The organism is Nannocystis pusilla, from assembly GCF_026626665.1.
Classification (GTDB): Bacteria; Myxococcota_A; Polyangia; order Nannocystales; family Nannocystaceae; genus Nannocystis; species Nannocystis pusilla.
On the sequence record NZ_JAPNKE010000002.1, the window covers coordinates 3,837,556 to 3,855,768 of the forward strand.

Annotated in this window: 10 protein-coding genes; 8 read left to right on the forward strand and 2 right to left on the reverse strand. The window is 73.2% G+C overall.

Annotated elements, in window-relative coordinates; translation table 11 throughout:
• Positions 1-116 precede the first annotated feature (116 nt).
• The 4 genes from OV079_RS16845 to OV079_RS16860 all read left to right on the forward strand — a co-directional run bounded on the left by OV079_RS16845 (position 117) and on the right by OV079_RS16860 (position 8,866).
• Positions 117-5,696 carry an AAA family ATPase gene (locus OV079_RS16845; protein ID WP_267769782.1) on the forward strand — a complete coding sequence of 1,860 codons (5,580 nt, stop codon included), beginning with the start codon at positions 117-119 and terminating at the stop codon, positions 5,694-5,696.
• On the forward strand, positions 5,636-6,022 hold the full coding sequence (locus OV079_RS16850; protein WP_267769784.1) for a sensor histidine kinase: 387 nt from the start codon (positions 5,636-5,638) through the stop codon (positions 6,020-6,022). Before OV079_RS16845 ends, OV079_RS16850 begins: the two co-directional genes overlap by 61 nt.
• Positions 6,023-6,500: 478 nt before the next feature.
• Entirely contained in the window at positions 6,501-7,526 is a 1,026-nt protein-coding gene (locus tag OV079_RS16855; RefSeq protein ID WP_267769785.1) for a multiheme c-type cytochrome, read from the forward strand.
• On the forward strand, positions 7,523-8,866 hold the full coding sequence (locus OV079_RS16860; protein ID WP_267769786.1) for a hypothetical protein: 1,344 nt from the start codon (positions 7,523-7,525) through the stop codon (positions 8,864-8,866). Before OV079_RS16855 ends, OV079_RS16860 begins: the two co-directional genes overlap by 4 nt.
• A 511-nt stretch (positions 8,867-9,377) precedes the next feature.
• On the opposite strand, the gene OV079_RS16865 is transcribed toward OV079_RS16860, so the two are convergent.
• Together OV079_RS16865 and OV079_RS16870 are read right to left on the reverse strand one after the other, a co-directional pair.
• A complete protein-coding gene (locus OV079_RS16865; protein ID WP_267769787.1) occupies positions 9,378-10,457 on the reverse strand; it encodes a hypothetical protein in 1,080 nt (359 codons plus the stop codon).
• Positions 10,458-10,661: 204 nt separating this feature from the next.
• Positions 10,662-11,483 (reverse strand): AraC family transcriptional regulator, encoded by an 822-nt coding sequence (locus tag OV079_RS16870; RefSeq protein ID WP_267769788.1) that lies wholly within the window; start codon positions 11,481-11,483, stop codon positions 10,662-10,664.
• A gap of 155 nt (positions 11,484-11,638) precedes the next feature.
• Here OV079_RS16870 and OV079_RS16875 point away from each other — a divergent pair, with 155 nt between their 5' ends.
• The 4 genes from OV079_RS16875 to OV079_RS16890 all read left to right on the forward strand — a co-directional run bounded on the left by OV079_RS16875 (position 11,639) and on the right by OV079_RS16890 (position 18,141).
• On the forward strand, positions 11,639-14,659 hold the full coding sequence (locus OV079_RS16875) for an aminotransferase class III-fold pyridoxal phosphate-dependent enzyme (protein ID WP_267769789.1): 3,021 nt from the start codon (positions 11,639-11,641) through the stop codon (positions 14,657-14,659).
• Positions 14,656-15,813, forward strand: a complete 1,158-nt coding sequence (locus tag OV079_RS16880) for a C45 family autoproteolytic acyltransferase/hydrolase (protein WP_267769791.1) — start codon at positions 14,656-14,658, stop codon at positions 15,811-15,813. Before OV079_RS16875 ends, OV079_RS16880 begins: the two co-directional genes overlap by 4 nt.
• Positions 15,810-17,036, forward strand: a complete 1,227-nt coding sequence (locus OV079_RS16885; protein ID WP_267769792.1) for an aminotransferase family protein — start codon at positions 15,810-15,812, stop codon at positions 17,034-17,036. The genes OV079_RS16880 and OV079_RS16885 overlap by 4 nt, the downstream gene beginning before the upstream one ends.
• A 205-nt stretch (positions 17,037-17,241) precedes the next feature.
• Positions 17,242-18,141: a hypothetical protein gene (locus OV079_RS16890; RefSeq protein ID WP_267769793.1), complete on the forward strand. Its 900-nt coding sequence runs from the start codon at positions 17,242-17,244 to the stop codon at positions 18,139-18,141.
• Positions 18,142-18,213: the final 72 nt, after the last annotated feature.

Below are 18,213 nucleotides of genomic sequence, written 5' to 3' on the forward strand. Positions count from 1 at the left end.
GCGGCCTGCCTACGCTAGGTGGGCTGGGAAGGGGCCATCTCCAGCGGACGGCGGGAGCTGCGGGCCGAGCCTCCTCCCCCGGAGGCATGATCACGGGCGAGCGAGCAGGGTCTTCGATGATCGCCGTGCGAGGCTACGCGCTCCGCGAGAAGATCGAGGAAACCGCCGACTTCAGCATCCACCGCGCGCGCCGCGAGGCCGACGGCGCCCCGGTCTTGCTGAAGATCTTGCGCGCCGAGGGATCCACTGGCGCCGAGGTCGCGCGCTTCAAGCACCAGTACGAGCGCATCGCTCGCCTCGCCTCGCCGCGCCTCGTCGCGGTGCACGGCGTCGAGGAGTTCGCCGGCGCCTTGATCGTCGTGCTCGAGGACTTCCCGGGCCACGACCTCGCGCAGGTCCTGGCCGCGCGCCCGTCCCACCGCTTGCCGCTGGCCGAGGCGCTCGACCTCGCGGCCGCGCTCGCCGAGGGCCTCGCGGCCATGCACGCGGCGGGGCTCATCCACCGCGACCTGCGCCCGCCCAACGTGCTCGTCGGCGCCTCGGGCGCGATCAAGATCAAGGGCTTCGGCGTCGACGCCGAGCTCACCCACGCCCACGAGCAGCCCTACGCCGCGACGGTCCTCGTCGACGTCCTGCCCTACGTCTCGCCCGAGCAGACCGGCCGCATGAACCGCGGCGTCGACTACCGCACCGACTTCTACGCGCTCGGCGTCATCGTCTACCAGGCGCTCACCGGACTGCGCCCGTTCACGGCCCAGGACCCGATGGAGCTCGTCCACGCCCACCTCGCCCTCGCCCCCGTCCCGCCCGACCGCGTCGATCCGACGATCCCCGCGCCCGTCTCCGCCATCGTCCTCAAGCTGCTGGCCAAAAACGCCGAGGACCGCTACCAGAGCGCCGAGGGCCTGCTCGCCGACCTCGATCGCTGCCGCGACGCCCTGCGCCGCACCGGCGCGATCGAGCCGTTCGTCCTCGGCGAGCGCGATCGCCAGGACCTGTTCCGGATCCACCAGAAGCTCTACGGCCGCGAGCACGACATCGAGGCGCTCACCGCCGCGTTCGAGCGCGCCTGCGCGGGCAGCCGCGAGATCGTCCTCGTCTCCGGCTATTCGGGCATCGGCAAGTCCTCATTGGTCCACGAGATCTTGAAGCCGCTGGCGCGCCGCAGCGGCTACTTCACCAGCGGCAAGTACGACCAGTACCACCGCGACGTGCCCTACAGCGCGGTGATCCAGGCCTTCGACGACCTCGTGCGCCAGCTCCTCGCCGAGAGCGAGGCCCGCATCCTCCGCTGGCGGAGCGCCATCCTCGAGGCGCTCGGCCCGAGCGCGCAGGTCGTCTGCGACGTCATCCCCTCGCTCGCCCACGTGGTGGGCCCTCAGCCGGCGGTCCCGGTGCTCGGCCCGATCGAGGCGCAGAACCGGCTGAAGTGGTGCTTCTTGCGCTTCGTCTCGGTGCTCGCGCGCGGCGCCCACCCGCTCGTCGTGTTCCTCGACGACCTGCAGTGGATCGACGCCGCCAGCCTCTCGCTGCTGCGCGCCCTCCTCACCGACGACTCGCTCGAGGCGCTGTTCTTCTGCGGCGCCTACCGCGACAACGAGGTCGCGCCCGGGCACCCGCTCCTCCTGATGCTCGCGGACGCCGGCGTCGTCGTGCGAGACATCGTCCTCACTCCGCTCGCGCGCCCGCACCTGATCGAGATGCTCTCCGACAGCCTGCGACGCCACGACTGCGGGCCGCTCGCCGACGCCGTGCTCACCAAGACCGGCGGCAACCCTTTCTTCGTGCAGGAGTTCATCCGCTCGCTGCACGACCACGGCGTCCTCGCCTACGCCGCGGGCTCGGGCTGGCGCTGGGACCTCGCCGCCATCGACGCGCTCGGCTACACCGACAACGTCGTCGACCTCATGGTCCGCACCATCGCGCGCCTGCCCGCGGCCACCGTGCAGGCGCTCGAGCTCGCCGCCGCGATCGGCCACCGCTTCGACCTCGACGTCCTCGCCGCGGTCAGCGAGTGCTCGCCCGAGGACGCCTACGCCCGCCTCGACCCCGCCGTGAGCGAGGGGCTCGTGATCGCCGGGCGCGACGGCTACCGCTTCGCCCACGACAAGGTCCAGGAGGGCGCCTACGCCATGGTGCCGGAGGCGGACCGGCCCGGCTTCCACCTCCGGATCGGTCGCCTGCTCGCGGCCAAGCTCGACCTCACGGACAGCCAGAGCCTGTTCGACGTCGTCGGCCACCTGAACAGCGCCGGCGACCTCGTGTCGGACCCCGCCGAGCGGCTGAACCTCGCCCGCCTGAGCCTCGAGGCCGCGCGCCGGGCCGAGGACTCGGCGGCCTTCGGCGCCGCGCTGCGCTACCTGCATTCGGGCGTCCTGCGCCTCCCGGACGACGCCTGGACCTCGCACTACGCGCTGCGGGCCGAGTACGCCAAGAAGACCGCCCTCATGCTCTCGCTGTGCGGTCGGCACGACGAGGCCCTCGCGCTCCTCTCCGACTGCCTGCAGCGCGCCGCGAGCCGGATCGAGCGCAGCGAGGTGCTGCGGCTCAAGATGAAGGTGCAGGTGCTGAAGAACGACCTGCCCGCCGCGCTCGCGGAGGGGCTCGCCGCCTTGCGTCCGTTCGGCATCGACCTGCCGCCCTTCCCCGATCAGGCCATGGTCGACGCCCAGATCGACGCGACCATGGCGCTCGTCCGCGAGAAGACGCTGGCGGCGCTGCCGGACCTGCCGCCGCTGCGGGACCCCGAGATCTGCGCCCTACAGGACACCCTGCAGGAGCTGTTCGTCCCCTGCTATTTCCTCGCCACCAACAACCTCGGCATCACCGTCGCCAAGGCCGTCGAGAACACCTTCCGCCACGGCCTGTCGACCACCGCGTCCTACGGCTGCGTGTTGTTCGCCATGTTCCTGTGCGCGCGCGGGGACATCGAGCTCGGCTACCGCCTCGGGCGCGCGGCCGTGGCGCTCGCCGAGCGCGACCCCGACAAGAAGACGGAGTCGATCGTCTGCAACATGTGGGGCGCCTTCATCCAGCCGTGGAAGGAGCCCTACGCCGCCTGCAGGGAGCCGCTGCTCGTCGGCATGCGCACCGGCCTCGAGACCGGTCAATACATCTGGTCGTTCTACAACACGGTCAACCTCATCACCAACAGCCTCCTGCGCGGCCTGCCGCTGTCCGACCTGCTCGCCGAGGCAGCGAGCCTCCAGCCGATCCGCAAGCTCGACAAGTTCGACACCATCACCTGGATGGTCGGCGCGGTCGGCCAGCTCGCGCACCAGCTCTCGGTCGAGACCGCGAACCCGGCCAAACTCAAGGGCGAGTGGATCGACATCGACGAGGTCGTGGCCGCGTCGCGCCGGATCGACAACCGGGCGTCCCTCTTCTTCGCCCACTTCTACATCGTGCTCCTCGACGTGTTCCAGGGCGCGTTCGAGGCCGCGGCCCGCATCGCCCTGGCGCTGAACCTCGAGATCCCGGCCGTGGCGGCCTGGCACGGCAACCCTGCGTTCCACTTCTACGGCGGCATCGCCCTCACGCAGGCGGCGGAGGTCGTCGAACCCGACGAGCGCGCCCGCTTCCTCGCCCGCGCGCAGGACTTCGCCGCCAAGCTGTCGCGCTGGACGGCCCTCTGCCCCGACAACCTCGCCCACCGCAGCGTCCTCCTCGACGCCGAGCTGAGGCGCGCCCGCGGGGACGCACGCGCCGCCGGCGACCGCTACGACGAGGCCATCGCCCTCGCGCAGCGCGGCGGCTACCTCCACGACGAGGCCCTCGCCAACGAGCTCGCCGGCCTGGCCTTCCGCGCGCGCGGCAAGGCCACCATCGCCCGCGCCTACCTCGCCGAGGCCCACCGCGCCTACGGACGCTGGGGCGCGACCGCAGCGATGCGACGCCTCGAACGCGCGTACCCCGACCTCGTGCCCGGCGAGCTGCTCGCCGCGCCCGCCGGCGCCACCCTCGACATCGGCTCGGTGCTCAAGGCCACCCAGGCCATCTCCGGCGAGATCGTCCTCGACCGCCTGCTCGACGCGCTCATGCGGATCCTCGTCGAGAACGCCGGGGCCCGGCGCGGGGTGCTGCTGCTGCTGCGCGACGGCCGGCTCGTCGTCGAGGCCGAGCACCGGATCGGCGACGCTGCGGTCCACGTGCTCGGCGCGGCGCCGCTCGAGGGCCGCACCGACCTGCCGCACAGCGTCATCACCTACGTGGCGCGCACCCGCGAGACCATCCTCCTCGACGACCGCGCGCTCGACGGCCCCTTCGGCCGCGACCCTTGCTTCGCCCGCGCCGCGCCCTACTCCTCGCTCGCCGCTCCGATCGTCTGCAAGGGCCGCCTGGCCGGCATCCTCTACCTCGAGAACGACCTCACCCGCTCCGCCTTCACCCCCGACCGCGTCGAGCTGCTGCGCCTGCTGTCGGCCCAGGCCGCCATCTCGATCGAGAACGCCCGCCTCTACGCCGACCTGCAGCAGGAGAACGCCGAGCGCCGGCGCGCCGAGGCGTTCTTGCGCGACAACCAGCTGCTCCTGCAATCGATCGTCGACAACACCACCGCCGTCGTGTTCGCCAAGGATCACGCGGGCCGCTACATGCTCGTCAACCGCGGCTTCGAGGAGCTGTTCCACCTGAACCGCACCCAGGTGATCGGCAAGACCGACCACGACCTCTTCCCGGGCGACCAGGCCGACGTCTACCGCGCCAACGATCTCCTGGTGGTCGAGCAGGATCGGCTGATGGAGATCGAGGAGGTCGCGCCGCGCCGCGACGGCCCGCGCACCTACCTGTCCCTCAAGTTCCCGCTCCGCGATCCCGACGGCAAGCCCGGCGGCGTGTGCGGCATCTCGACCGACGTCACCGCCCGCAAGCGGGCCGAGGACGTCCTGCGCCGCTCTCACTCCTTGCTCGAGGCGACCCTGGAGTCGACCGCCGACGGCATCCTCGTCGTCGACGCCGCGCAGCGCGTCGTGCGTCACAACCGCAGGTTCGTCGAGATGTGGCGGATCCCCGATCACGTCCTCGCCACCGAGTCCGACCGCGCGTTCCGGATGTTCGTCCGCGACCAGCTCGCCGATCCCGAGGAGTTCCTGCGCGGCATCGACGCCCTCTACGCCACGCCCGAGGACAGCGCGGTCGCCATCATCACGCTCGCCGACGGGCGGGTGTTCGAGCGCTACTCGCAGCCGCAGCGCCTCGGCGAGCGCGTGGTCGGGCGCGTCTGGAGCTTCCGCGACGTCACCGCGCGCGTCCACGCCGAGCGGCAGCGCGACCGGCTCCTCATGGACGAGCGGCACGCGCGGGCCGCCGCGGAGGAGGCGGTGCGTCAGCGCGACGAGTTCATCTCGATCGCCTCGCACGAGCTCCGCACCCCGCTCACCAGCCTGCAGCTCGCCGTCCAGTCGCTGGAGAAGCGGCTCGCGCGGGGCGTCGACGTCGAGCGCGCGCGCTCGGTGGTCGCGGTGTCGAGCCGCCAGGTCCAGCGCCTCGCCGACCTCGTCGACATGCTCCTCGACGTCTCGCGGATCCAGGCCGGGCGGCTCGAGCTGAACCGGGAGCCCGTCGACCTGCGCGCGCTGGTCATCGAGACCGTCGCCCAGTTCGACGACCAGCGGCGCAGTCGGGCAGCACCCTCACGATGCACGCGGAGCAGCCGGTCGTCGGCCAGTGGGACCCGTACCGCCTCGAGCAGGTCGTGACCAACCTGATCGCCAACGCGATCAAGTTCGGCGAGAACGCGCCGATCGAGATCGCCGTGACCTCCGAGGACGGGTTCGCGCGGCTGTGCGTCACGGACCACGGCATCGGCATCCCGGCCGAGGTGCAGACGCAGCTGTTCGAGCGGTTCCGCCGCGGCGTCTCGTCGCGGCACTACGGCGGCCTCGGCCTCGGCCTCTACATCACGCGCACCATCGTCGAGGCGCACGGCGGGCGCATCCGCCTGGTCAGCGAGGCCGGCCAGGGCTCGACGTTCTGCGTCGACCTGCCGCTCTCGCCCGCGAGCGCGACGGCCGGCCAATCGTAGCGCGCCTCCTCGAGGCATTCGCCGCGGCCGCAGCGGCCGCCACTCTGACGATTGCCGCCGCTGTCCACGATCACAATATCGTGACCGATCCGCTGCCTCTACGCTCCTCCATCGAATCGCACTCGCCCCGGCCGCGCCCGACCGGTCGCGGACACCGGCGCCGCGTGGACCCGCAAAGGCCGGCGCTCCGACGATCGCCGCGACGAATCGCGACGGTGATACCCTGTCCTCTCCATCCAATCGGACTCGCCCGGATGTCTCGTGCATCCGCGCACGCGCCAGCGACCCGCCGCCCCGCCTCGACCTCGGTCGCGCGTACCCGGAGCGCCACCTCGACGGCCCCATGGCGGTGTTCCGCGCCCCGCTCGACGACCGTCGCGCCCTCGCTCGCGCCGGCGCGCGTGCTCGCCTCGCGCCGCTCCGGGCCGCCCCGCGGACGCCTTGAAACCCCGCCGCCAGCTTCGCTATCGTCCTCGCCGTGGGCCCGCGCCGCCTCCTCGTCCTGCTCGCCGCGCTGTTGCCGGCCTGCGACGAGCGCCGTGCCCCGAGCGCGCGCGAGGCCGCCGCCACCTGGCTCCCGCGCGAGGACGAGTGCGCCGCCTGTCACGGCGAGATCGCCGACGCCTGGGCGCGCTCGCGGCACCACGCCGCCTTCACCAACGCCGACTTCCAGCGCGCCTACGCCCGCGAGCCGACCCCGTTCTGCCGCGAGTGTCACGCCCCCGAGCACGCGCGCTTGCCCGCGAGCGAGGCCGACGCGCTCGGCGTCGGCTGCCTCGCCTGTCACGGCGGTCCCGCGACGATCGTCACCGGGGCCGCGCGCACCGGCAGCGACGCCCCGCACGGCCTGCGCCGCGATCCCTCGTTCGCCACGCACACCTGCGCCCGCTGCCACGAGTTCGACTTCCCCGAGGGCAGCGGTCGCGCCCCCGGCACCATGATGCAGACCACCATGCGAGAGCACCGCGCCTCGGCGCACGCCGATCGCAGCTGCGCCGACTGTCACATGCCGGGCGCCGACCACGGATTCGCCTCCACGCGCGATCCCGCGGCCATGCAGCGCGCGCTCGAAGTCCTCGCCCGGCGCGACGGCGACGCCCTCGCGCTCGACCTGCGCACGCGCGACGTCGGCCACGCCTTCCCCACCGGCGACCTGTTCCGCCGCCTCGCGGTCCACGCCGCCCTCGTCGACGCCGACGGCCGCGAGCTCGCCCGCGACGTCCGCTACCTCGCGCGTCACTTCGTCCCCCGGCACCATCCCGACGGCCGCCTGCGCCACGACGCCGACCTCCCCGTCGCCGACGATCGGATCCACGGAGCCGCCCGGGTCCGCCTCGAGCTGCGGCCCGCCGGCCCGGGCGGCGCCGCCGAGCTGGTGTGGCGGATCGACCTCGAGCGCGTCGACGCGCGCGATCCCGACCGCCCCGAAACCTCGACGATCGCTGATACGATTCGCCTCGCCGAGGGGCGCCTGCCTCCAATCACACCTGCGAGCTCGCCATGACGACGACCGATCGTGCCACCATCCTCTTCGCGTCGATCGCCGCCGTCTGCCTCGGCGCCGCCTGTACCGCCAATCCCCCGCCCCGCGACGCCAAGCCGACCGCCGAGGCCGCGCCGACGCCCGCCGCCCCTGCTGCCCCCGAAGCCCCGCCCGCGGCCCCCGTCGCGGCCGCGCCTGCGGCTCCGCCCGCGCCTGCGGCCCCGCCCGCGCCCGCCGCCCCGCCGGCTCCTGCCAATGCACCGACCCCGCCGGACCCGCCCGCATTGCCCTCGCTCGCCGACGCCGATTCGGACGCCCCCGCGACCGATCCCGCCGCCGATCCGGCCGCCGACCCCGCCGCGCCGGCTGCCCCGATCGCCCTGGTCGCCGCCTCGATCGCCTCCACCGAGCACACCGTCCAATGGCGCGACGTCGTCACCCTCGCCGCCGACACCGTGCCCAAGGGGTTTCAATACTTCGCCACCGGCGTGCTCGCCGGCGAGCCCCCGAATTTCTTCACCCTCGACGCCACCGGCGCCTGGAACCCGGCCGCCGTCTCGACCAGGCCGGGCCGGCTCAGCGGCCACTGGCCCGACGAGGCCTGGGCCGTCGAGATCGGCCACACCAACGATCGCGCCGTCCTCTCGCGGCTGCGACTGCATCGATTGCGCGGCCAGAGCCGGTGGGTCCCGCAGGCGATCGGCGTCGATCAATGGGTCATGGCCGACGACCTCGGCCCCGTGCGCAAGAGCTGGAACGTCGGCTTCCTCGCCGTCCACCGCGACAGCCTCGTGCGCATCGCCGGCAACGGCGCCCCCGATCCCGCCATGCCGGTGGTGCGCGGATCGATCCGCGACTTCGTCGAGAGCAAGGCCGGCGACCTCTACGTCCTCTCGACCGACGACGTCACGTCTTACGTCCAGCTCGCCTGCGCCGACGAGACCTGCGTGCAGACGAACAGCACCCCGCTGCCCCCGGGCGCCTGGGAATGGGAGCACACCATCCCGCGGCAGAAGCACAGCGTGTCGATCGCCCTGCACGACGCCACCCACAACGTCACCAACCACGTCCTGCACTACGAGACCGGCGGCTGGAAGCTCGAGGCCCTGCCTGCGGGCGCTCGCCTCGCCGCGCTCTGGCCGACCAGCGACGGCGGCATGTGGGCCCAGACCGAGACCGGCCTGCTGCACCGCGATCCCGCCGGCGCGTGGCGCAGCGTCGCTCTCCCCGCCGGCTTCCAGCCCAGCGGCCCGGTGTTCGCGGCCATGACCGGCAACCTCGGCGAGCTCGTGATCGTCGGCGCCCGCGACGGCGGCCAGGTCGTGCTCGCCACCGCCGCCAAGGCGCAGGCCGCCGGCTGATCGCGGGCACGCGCGCTCGTCGAGGTCGCCGCTCGACAGCCTGGATTCCATGCACGCACACGGATGCGAACCGCGGCGTGGTCACGGGACACTCCGCCGGCGCGACCGATGAGAACCTCCGACAATACGAGGACGAGGCTCTTCCAGGTCCTCGACGCGCGACCTGGCACCGCCTCGCTCACCGCACCCGATTTCCCGCGGACCGTCCCTCCTCGATTGGCCCGGCGCACGAATGACAGGACCCCGATTCCCGTTCGACCCCCGCGCGGTCCCTCGTGGTCGCCTCGATCGATCCGCGTACCCATCCCCGCCCTCCGCGCCGCCGAGTCATGACCTGCGCTTCAGCGATGTCCGCGAGGACCTCGCACCGCCGGCGCCGACATCGCACCAGCGCTTGCACGCCGGTGCTCGCACCACCGCCCTCCGTGTCGGCCCTCACGCCCTCGCCGGGCGCCCTGCACCGCCGTCTGCGCCGTCCCTGGCCCCATCTGGCGCGCGCCCGCCCGCCGTGCTAGGAGGCCCCGCCATGAGCGAGGAGCGCCGGCGCGTCCTGAACAACCTCGACCGCATCGAGGACCGCCTGCGCGACGCCCCCGAGGGCCTTCACGACGCCGGAGGACCGGCCGACGCGCGGGCCCTCGCCGCCTCCGGCCTCGCGCCCGACATCGCCCTGCTGTGGGCCACCTACGACGGCATCGACCTCGGCGGCGGCGAGGCGCGGGTCTACCCGCTGGCCGAGCACGCCGGGGCCACCGAGGCCGCCGCCGCCGACGGCCGGCTGCACCCGGGTGACCGCGTCATCGGCGAGCGCGGGCGCGACCTCCTCGTCCTCGCCGCCGACCCGCACGCCGAGGGCGCCGACGTCGTCCTCGTCGAGGAGGACGGCGAGCGCCTGCCGTGCGCCTCCTCGGTCGACCGCATGGTCCTGGCCCTCCTCGGCGAGTTCTCGGTCCTGTTCGACGAGGACGGCGAGTACCAGGCCGACCTGTTCGGCGACGACGGCGAGCTCAGCCCCGCGGCCGAGCGCCGGATGCTGCGGCGCCACCTCGACCTCGACCCCGACGCCCCGCTGGCCCGCTTCCGCCTGGCCCAGTCGCTGCGCCGCGCCGGCGAGCTGCGCGGCGCGGCCCAGGAGCTGCGCCAGCTGCTGCGCCGCGCCCCCGACTTCGTGTGGGGCCACCTCGAGCTCGGCCGCGTCCGCCTCGGCGACGGCAAGCCCGGCGACGCGGTCGCCGCCTTCCGCAAGGCCGCCGAGCTGGCCGCCGAGCCGGGCCTGCGCGCCCACTGCCTGGCGCTGGCCTGCCTCGCGCTCGCGGGCATGTCCGAAAAGCCAGGCGCTTCGGCGCAGGGCTCGGAGGACATGCCCGACAAGCCAGGTCCTTCGGGGCATGGCGCCAAGGCCATGTCCGAGAAGACAGGCGCTGCGGCCAAGGCCGGCGCCGAGCGGGCCGCCCTGGCCGCCGCCGCCCTGGCCGCCAACCCGATGTTCGCCGCCGCCCAGGAGGCCGCCGTGCGCGACGCCCTGGAGCGCGAGGACGCGGCCGCGGCCGAAGAGCAGCTCACCCTCGGCCTCGCGGTCGTGCCCGGCCACCTCGGCCTGCTCGCCCTGCGCCCGGCCCTGGCCGAGCTGAAGGCGCGCGCCGCCGACAGCGAGGACGACGAGGTCGACGACGAGGACGACCCGGACGCCGACATGGACCCCGCCCTGCTCGACGACGACGCCGAGCGGGTGGCCGCCCACGCCAGGCCCGAGCCGCCGGCTAAAGCGGACCTAACGCCTGGTACTGGCTCGGCGTCATCCCCATATGGCGGGCGAAAGCCCGCGAAAGCTCGGGTGGTCGGCAAAGCCGGCGCCCAGCGCGATCTCGAGGATAGAGCGCCGCGACGTCCGCAGCTCGCGGGCCGCCTGGCACAGCCGGAGCGTGCGCAGATAGGCGCCGGGGGTCATCCCGACCACCTGCGCGAACTGGCGCAGGAAGTGGTACTTCGACAGCTCGGCGACGCTCGCCAGCTCGTCGAGCGACAGCGTGGTCGGGTCGATGCGCGGGTCGAGGCTGCGGATGTAATCGACCACGCGGGCGATCTTGCGGTGGGCGATGCGGTTGGTCGAGCGGCGCAGCGGCTCGCGCAGGTTGGAGAACTCGGTGAACGCGTGGCTGACCACGTGTTGCAGCGCGGCCTCGACCTCGAGCGTGCGCCCGGGCGCGTTGTCGCTGCGGACCAGGTCGTGCAGCGCCGTGATCGCCGACACCAGCTCGACGCGGCCGGTCACGCGCACGCTGGTGAATTCGGGCGCGCAGCGGGGCCCTGCCGCGTCTTCGACCAGCCCGAGCGCCAGCCGGCGGTCGACGTAGAGCGTGATGTAATCGACGTCGCTGCTGCCGCGGGCGTTGCCGGTGTGGACCTGCTGCGGGTTCATCAGCACCACGTCGCCCGGGTCGAAGCTGAACAGCCGACCCGCCACGTGGCACTCCTCGTGGCCCGCCAGCTGGGCGCAGATCAGGTACTCGTCGTGGAAGTGCGGCGTGAGCGGGCGACTGCCGTGCGCGCCGGAGGCGTGGTAGAGCGTGAAGCCCCGCCCGCCGAAAAACGCCGTGTGAAGATCGGCCCGGGCCATGGCGCGAGCCTACTCCCGCCGCCGCGTGCGGTCCACCACCCGGGGCTCCGCCGGCCGGCGCGCGCGCGTGAATCGGCCCACGCGTGAGGGCGGCCTCACCGCCCGCCGCAGGGACAGCACAGCGATCGTGCGACCTCGGCGATACACTTCGAGACGTGTCTATTGAACCGAATTCAGGCCGTGACCTCGACCTCAACGCCCGGCTCGACGCGCTCGAGGCCAGCCAACGGGCCGAGGCGCCGCGCCCGCGGGCGATCTTCGAACGCGAGACGAGGCGCGTCCGGATCCCGCCGGGCGGCGAGCTGCCGGAGTCGGCGGCGCTGCTCGAGCGCTTCTACGGCGGCGGCTTCACCGTCCGCGAGAAGAAGCCGATGGTCGTCGACACCCGCCGCAGCTCCGGCCCCTACATGGTCTCGGTCGACGCCCGGCCGCTCACCTTGCTCGACGCCTGCTCACAGATCGCCACCCAGACGCACGGCTTTTATCACCCGGGCATCGTCAAGGCGCTCTACACCGGCCGCTTCGAGCACTGCTTGTGGAGCAACCCGGACACCACCGTGCACCACGTGCCCGAGCTCGCCGCCTACGAGGAGGCGCTCGAGCGGCTGGCCCCGCCCGCGCTCGACCACGTCAGCTTCGTCTGCGCCGGGGGCGCCGAGGCCAACGAGAAGGCGCTGCGGATCGCTCGCCTGCACGCGCCGCCGCCGGTGAACGGCCCGCGCCGCCGCGTGCTCGCCTTCCGCGACGGCTTCCACGGCCGCACGCTCGCCACCCTGGGCGCCACCTGGAACCCCGAGAAGCGCGCGCCCTTCGAGTTCGCCGGCTACGAGGCCGTGTTCAGCCGCGCCGACCTCGGCGAGGTCGAGCGCCTGCTCGACGCGCGCGGCCACGAGATCTACGCCATCGTCGTCGAGCCGATGCAGGCCGAGGGCGGCGACGTCTACCTGCGCCGCGAGTTCTTGCTCGGACTGTGCCAGCTGGCCCGCGCGCGCAAGCTGCCGCTCGTCGTCGACGAGGTGCAGACCGGCTTCGCCACCGGCGGCCCGTTCTTCTGGTGGACGCGGCTCGGCCTCGGCGGCGACGAGGCCACCGCGCCCGACATCCTGACCTGCGCCAAGAAGGCCTGCCTCGGCGTCGTCCTGTCGCGCTGGCCCGACCCCGAGAGCAACCAGGTCCACGTCGCCTCGGCGCTGCGCGGCCTCATCCAGCTCGAGACCTCGCGCGACCAGGCCTACCTCGAGCAGCTGCTGCGCCCGCGCGCCGAGGCCCTCGCGGAGGCCTTCCCCGGCCTCGTCGGCGACGTCCGCCTCGCCGGCACCGCCCTCGCCTTCGACCTGCCCGACAGCGCCGCCCAGACCGCCTTCATCGACCAGCGCTACCAGCGGGGCCTCATGACCTACCCGGCCGGCGAGCGCACGATCCGCTTCCGCTTCAGCGCCGCCTGGGACGAGCGCGTCGTCGACGACCTGTTCAAGCGGATCCACGAGTCGCTCGCGCGCCTGTCCGACAAGACAGCCAAGGACTGGGCCCCCGAGGGTCAGTCGCCCGACAGCGACCCCGCGGTGATCGTGCGCCCGATCGAGGAGCGCGACTGGCCGCAGATCATGGTCATCGAGAACGCCAGCTACGAGCCCGCGCGGCGCGACAGCGAGGCCTACCTGCGCCGCGCCGCGACCACCGGCCTCGGCCTGTGCGCCGTCGACACCGCCACCGGCGCCATCCTCGGCTTCTGCTTCGGCGGCCCGCTCGAGGGCTTCCGCGGCGTCTCGGGGGCCAGCCAGGACGAGCGCCTCGGCCTCGGCGACACCTTCTACTCGGCCGACGTCACCGTCGCCGAGGCCGCGCGGTCGCGCGGCGTCGGTCGCCTGCTCAAGCGCGCCCAGGTCCAGTGGGCCAAGGTCCACGGCTTCTCCTTCGTGTCCGGCCGCAACCGCGTCGGCACCACCGACGCCATGGCCTCGCTCAACCGCTCGTACGGCGCCTTCCCGGTGGCCCGCCTGACGCACCAGTACGAGGGCAACGCGCTCGCCGACTACTACCGGATCCCGCTGGTCCCGCCGCCGGCCCCGAAGACCCCGCCCGACGAGGGCATCCTCGACCTCGCCAGCGGCCTGCAGCAGCCGTTCGGGCCCGCGCCGGCGTTCATGGCCAGCCACGAGCTCGTCGGCCCGACCGCCAGCAAGATCAACCTCAGCAACTACGCCACCATCGACACCGTCCATTACACCGAGCACCTGCGCCTCGTCGCCCCGCGCGGCACCGGGCACATGTACTTCACCACCTCGCGCGACGAGACCGTCGACAAGGCGCTCCGCTGCCTCCGCCTCAGCCGCCCGCAGGGCCAGCTCGCCGTCGGCCTCGAGGGCGGCTACCTCGGCCACGTCACCGCCGCCGCGCGCAGCCTGTCCGACCCGGCCGGCTTCGGCGACGGCCTGGCGCTGTTCGAGTTCCCGCGCCTGCCGCACCCCGAGGCCGACCTGGCCGGGTTCGAAGCTGGCCTGAAGGACCTGGTCGAAAAGCAAGGCGCCGACAAGCTCCTCGGCCTGTTCGTCGAGGTCGTCGGCGAGCGCTCGGGCCGGGTCCTCGCCGGCGAGACCGCGCGGGCGCTGGCTGCCGCTTGCAAGGCCCACGACATCCCGCTCGTGCTCGTCGAGACCGCCAGCGGCTGCTACCGCGGCGGCACGTCGGCGTGGGGCGTCGACGCCTTGCCGGCCGACGTCGTGCCCGACATGGTGCTCTGGTACCCCGGCGGCCAGATCGGCCACATCTTCGTCGGCGACCGCTACTTCATCAAGAAGCCGCTCGTGCTCATCTCCACCTGGGACGGCGACGAGCTGTCGGCAGTCCGCGCCCACGAGCACCTGCGGGCCGCCCGGCGGCTCGACCTCGGCGAGGCCATCGCCGCCCTCGACGAGCTGCTGCAGCGCGACGTCCTGCCCGCCTGCCCCGGCGCGCGGCTCGGCGGCGTCGGCCTCTACCGCACCATCACCTTCCCCAGCGTCGCCCTGGCCGAGGCCGTCGACCAGGCTTGCCTCCACCGCGGCCTCTACCTCGGCAACGGCCTGCCCGACACCCTCGTGTTCGCCCCGCCGCTCACCATCTCGCCCGCGACCATCACCGGCGACCTGCGCCGCCGCGTGCTGGCCGCGATCGACGAGGCCCGGAGCCCCGCGTGACCGACTCCTTCGCACCGTTCCTGTTCGATCAAGACGACCCGGCTTCGCGCGGCGAGGCCCACGGCGAGCAGTGGCGGGCCGAGATCCGCGAGCTCGCCGAGATCCGGGCCGCGCTCGCGCTCAAGAAGGGCTCGTTCGCCGATCGCGCCCAGCTCGACGCCGTCGCCCGGCTGCACCTGCCGCTGCTCGACAACTTCTCCGCGCCGCTGTCCGCCGAGCTGCGGGGCATCGCCCGCGGCGCCGACCTCGCCCCCGAGGCGGTGATCATCCTCAACCACTACACCGACCTGCGCGACGTCCCGCCGAGCGTGCTCGAAGGGACATGTCCCGAAGACCCTGTCTCTGAGGACACCTTCCGCGCCCTCAACCTCAACGCCGACGACCCTGGCGGCTGCACGGCCGTCTACCTGCCCGGCCGTGACGCCCCGGTGCTCGGCCAGACCTGGGACATGCACGGCACCGCCGAGCCGTACGTGCGGGCCATCCGCATCAAGCCGAGGAGCGGCGACGACGAGTTCGTCTGCTTCACCCTCACCGGCTGCCTCGGCATGACCGGCGTCAGCGCCCGCGGCCTCGCGGTCACCATCAACAACCTGACGAGCACCGACGGCCAGGTCGGCGTCGTCTGGCCCGCGCTCGTGCGCGCCATGCTCGCCTGCGCCAGCGCCCGCGAGGCCCGCGACCTGCTGCTGCGCACCCGCCTGTCGTCCGGCCACCACTACATGATCGCCGACGGCCGCGAGTTCTACGGCGTCGAGACCTCCGGCAAGCTCAAGGTCGTCACCCAGACCGGCGCCCGCGCGGCCCACCTGCACACCAACCACTGCTTCGACCCGGTCCTGCGCCGCCACGAAGCTGTCCCGAAGGCCAGCACCTCGTTCCGCCGCATGGAGCTGGCGACCACCCTCTACGTCCAGCAGCGCCCGCAGGACGCGCGCGCCCTGTGGACCATGCTGTCGAGCCACGACGGCTGGCCGCGCTCGGTCTGCTCGCACATCGACGACGCCGGCGGCGACCCATCGGCCTCGAAGACCTGCGGCCGCATGGTCGTCGACCTCACCCGCGGCGAGGTCCTGGTCGGCCGCGGCTGCGGCCAGACCGAGCCGTTCACCGTCGTCAAGCTCGACCGCTGGCGCGGAGGACCTGTCCCATGAGCCATATCTTCTACACCTGGAGCGCCCAGCGCCACGCCCACCCGCTCACCGTCGACGCCGCCGAGGGCGCCCGCTTCCACACCCGCGAGCACGGCTGGCTGTGGGACCTCGAGAGCCAGACCTACAACGTCAACGCCGGCCACGGGAACAAGCACATCCAGGAGCGGATGATCGCCCAGATCCGCGAGCTCCCGGTCGCCGGCCCCAACATGCGCATAGGCGTCCGCGAGCAGCTCACCGCGGTCCTGGCCGAGCGCACCGGCCTCGAGCGGGCCTTCCTCGCCTCCGGCGGCGCCGAGGCGGTCGAGAACGCGATCAAGATCGCCCGCCTCGTCACCGGCCGCAGCAAGATCGTCACCCGCCGCCGCAGCTACCACGGCGCCACTCTGGCGACCCTCGGCATCGGCGGCGACCCGCGCCGCGCCCCGTTCGCCGCCGACCTGCCGCCCGCGATCCACATCGACGACCCCTACCCCGTACCCGCCGGCGAGCCCTCGGCGTGGGTCCAGAGCCTGCACGAGGTCGTCGAGCGCGAGGGCCCCGAGACCATCGCCGCGATCGTGCTCGAGGGCTTCACCGGCACCAACGGCATGCAGCACCCGCCGCCCGACTTCTGGCCGGCGGTGCGGGCCGTGTGCGACCGCCACGGCATCCTCCTCGTCGACGACGAGATCTTCAGCGGCTTCGGCCGCACGGGCCGGTGGTTCGCGCGCGAGCACTGGGGCGTCAAGCCCGACATGATGGTCCTCGGCAAGGGCCTCACCAGCGGCTACGCCCCGCTGTCGGCCGTCATGGTCTCGGCCGCCGTCGCCGCCCACTTCGACGACCACAAGCTGTGGTGCGGCGTCACCCACTACGCCCACCCGGTCGGCTGCGCCGCGGCCCTCGGCGCCCTCGAGGTCTACGCCGAGGAGCGCCTGATCGAGCGCGCCGACCAGGTCGGCGCAGTGTTCGCCCAGCGCTTTCAGGACATGTCCCAAAGGCCAGACCTTCACGGCGCCGTCCGCGACGCCCGCGGCCTCGGCCTGATGCGCTGCCTCGAGCTCGACCGCCCGGCCGCGCCCGTCGCCGCCCGCCTGCTCGAGCGCGGCGCCTACGTCCCGTACCGCGACGACCTTTTATTCATCTGCCCGCCGCTGTGCATCACTGCGGAGCAGGCCCACATCGTCGCCGACCTCATCGCCGACGCTGTTGCAGAAAACAGCAGCTCTGCGCGCGCCTGAGCCCCGTCCAGGGCCCGGTTTCGGCAAACAGCGTCAAAACCGGGTGAGCTCGCCGATCCGGTCGCACTGATCCGTCGCCCCCCGGATCGGCGCTACCCGATCGTGGTCATCGTACGGACCGCGCGGCGCGCCGAGCTCGCGCCCGCACCGCGGTGACCGCCCCGCGAGCTCCCCCGGCCGCACCGCGACGTGTTCGCGCCTCGCCGTGGCGAATCGCAACACATGTCCCTTCGGACATCTTTTAAAGGTCACCACTCCCATGGCCGCCACCGTCTCCCTCGCCCTCTCCGTCCTCCTCGCCGCCCAGCCCGCGGCGCCCGCTTCGCAGCCCGAGGGGCCCGCGCCTGCGCCCGCCGCCGACACCGCCTCCGTCCCGGCCCCGTCCTCCGCCCGCCCGCCCGAGCCGCGCTGGCGCGGCACCGGCCTCCTCGCCACCGCCGGCGTCCTCGGCGGCATCGGCTTCGGCGCCAACCTCGGGCGAGTGATCGCCGCCAGCCGCCTGTGCCAGAACCTGAGCTACGACAACGAGGCCCAGAGCGTCTCCGGCTTCGACCAGTGCGCCTTCGGCAGCGCGGCGCTCGGGATCCTCGCCCCCATCGGCCTCCTCTCCAACACCGCCGCCTTCGCCTTCGCCGCCGGCGGCGGCTCGATGCGCGGCCGCTGGGCCGCCCACCGCACCGCCTTCGGGGGCGAGCGCCAGCAGAACGCGGGCCTGCAGATCGGCCTCGGCGCCGGCATCATGACCGCCGGCATCGTCACCTACATCGGCGTCCGGATCGCCTCGTTCGCCGACGTCCTCGGCTTCTCCACCTGCAACGAGCGCAGCCCGATCGTCGACATGGCCGGCGGTGACCTCGGCGGCCCCGAGGTCGTCGAGGGCAACGTCCCCGAGTTCCGCCAGTGCATGGGAAGGCGCATGAGCGGCTACCTCGCGGGCATCGGCATCGGCCAGGCCATGGGCGTCGTCGGCGTCGGCCTGCTCACCCACGGCGCCGCCTACAACCGCAACCTCAAGCTGATGCGCTACATCACCCACAACCAGCTCCGCCTGCAGCCGACGCTGACTTTCAATTATGCCGGCCTGACCCTCTCCGGCCGCTTCTGAGCGACCCGCCGAGCGGGCTGACGAACACCGCGCCGCCCGCTCCGCATACGTCGCCGACCATCACGACAGCCC

Excerpts from the sequence above, each read along its gene's own strand:
- OV079_RS16845 (WP_267769782.1), top strand. The coding sequence starts at position 117 with ATGATCGCCGTGCGAGGCTACGCGCTCCGCGAGAAGATCGAGGAAACC.
- OV079_RS16850 (WP_267769784.1), top strand. The coding sequence starts at position 5,636 with ATGCACGCGGAGCAGCCGGTCGTCGGCCAGTGGGACCCGTACCGCCTC.
- OV079_RS16860 (WP_267769786.1), top strand. The coding sequence starts at position 7,523 with ATGACGACGACCGATCGTGCCACCATCCTCTTCGCGTCGATCGCCGCC.
- OV079_RS16870 (WP_267769788.1), bottom strand. The coding sequence starts at position 11,483 with ATGGCCCGGGCCGATCTTCACACGGCGTTTTTCGGCGGGCGGGGCTTC.
- OV079_RS16885 (WP_267769792.1), top strand. The coding sequence starts at position 15,810 with ATGAGCCATATCTTCTACACCTGGAGCGCCCAGCGCCACGCCCACCCG.